This window comes from Dietzia sp. CW19, assembly GCF_014145265.1.
Classification (GTDB): domain Bacteria; phylum Actinomycetota; class Actinomycetes; order Mycobacteriales; family Mycobacteriaceae; genus Dietzia; species Dietzia natronolimnaea.
Map to the genome: position 1 here is coordinate 1 of NZ_JAALEE010000456.1, position 1,695 is coordinate 1,695.

The window sequence follows — 1,695 nt, forward strand, 5'->3', positions numbered from 1 at the left end:
CGAGCTGCGGGCCGTGGAGGAGGCGCTCGCCGGGCTCAGGGCGGGTCGCGCGCCCACCCTGCCGTGGCGAGCGGTTTAGGGACCGACGGCCTCGTCGTCGTACCGTGTCCTGGTGACAGGCATCGATCCGGACGACCTCGAGACCCTCCAGCGCGTCCTCGACCAGGCGGCGGCGCTCGGGGAGGACCACCCCGATTCCATCCGGGTACAGCGCTCGGTCGGCCACATGTTCAAGCTGCTCAAGAAGTCCCGCCGGAACGAGGTCCGACGCGCCCGGCAGGAGGCGGACAAGGCGGTCATCGAGGCCACCGCGACCGGGTCGCCCTCTCGGATCGACGACGAGACGGCCGGGATCCGACTGGTGTCGAACACCCCGGGGGCCGTGGCCGGACACCTGCAGCGTGCGGTGGCGTGTTACGTGTGCAAGCAGTTGTACACCCAGGTCGACGCCTTCTACCACCAGCTGTGCCCCGAGTGCGCTGCGGCCAACCGCGCCAGGCGGGACCCGGACATGGACCTGACCGGTCGGCGGGCCCTGCTCACCGGTGGCCGCGCCAAGATCGGGATGTACATCGCGCTCATGCTGCTGCGGGCGGGGGCCGACGTGACCATCACGACCCGTTTCCCCCGCGACGCCGTCCGCCGGTTCGCCTCGATGCCCGACCACGCGGACTGGGCCCACAGGGTCCACGTGATCGGCGTGGACCTGCGCGATCCCGCCCAGGTCGTGGCACTGGCCGACGAGGTCGCCGCCGCCGGACCGCTCGACATCCTCATCAACAACGCCGCCCAGACGGTGCGCCGCTCCCCCGGGTCGTACTCCGGACTCGTGGACGGGGAGTCCGCGCCCCTCACCGGGCGGGCCGCCGACATCCCCATGATCACCATGGGCCGCACCTCCGAGCTGCACCCGGCCGCGCTGATGGGCGGCGAGTCCGCACTCATCGGCTCCGACGAGGCCGAGCGCGAGGCCGGACACATCGCCGAACAGGCGCTCCTGGCCGGGTCGGCGTCCCTGGACCGCGTGGACGCCGGCACCGCCATCGATGCCGGCGGGCTGCTGCCGGACGTGGTGGACCACAACAGCTGGGTGGCCACGGTCGAGCAGGTGGAGCCCATGGAGATGCTCGAGGTGCAGCTGTGCAACTCGGTCGCCCCGTTCATCCTGGTCTCCCGACTGCGGCCCGCGCTCGCCGCGTCGAAGGCCCGGCGCAAGTACGTCGTCAACGTCTCCGCCATGGAGGGGCAGTTCTCCCGGCGCTACAAGGGCGCGGGGCACCCGCACACCAACATGGCCAAGGCGGGCCTGAACATGCTCACCCGCACCTCCGCCGAGGAGATGTTCACCGAACACGGCATCCTCATGACCGCGGTCGACACGGGCTGGATCACGGACGAGCGTCCGCACACGACCAAGGTCCGGCTGCACGAGGAGGGCTTCCACGCGCCCCTGGACCTCGTCGACGGCGCGGCCCGCGTGGTGGACCCGATCGTCCGCGGCGAGGCCGGAGTGGACCTCTACGGCTGCTTCCTCAAGGACTTCGAGCCGAGCCCGTGGTGAGCGTCGACGCCGCCCGGCGGATCCTGGCCGACGAGCTGCTGCCCGCGATCCGTGCCGCGGTGGCCGATCTCGGCGGCGACGGGCCCGACACGCTCGTGCACCACCGGCCCACCGCCGAGGGTTCCGAGTGGCCC

General features: G+C 72.0%; 1 protein-coding gene. It reads left to right on the plus strand.

The genetic code is table 11. The features are described from left to right. Positions 1–112 precede the first annotated feature (112 nt). Entirely contained in the window at positions 113–1,561 is a 1,449-nt protein-coding gene (locus G6021_RS13175; protein ID WP_182641485.1) for an SDR family NAD(P)-dependent oxidoreductase, read from the plus strand. The last annotated feature ends 134 nt before the right edge of the window (positions 1,562–1,695 follow it).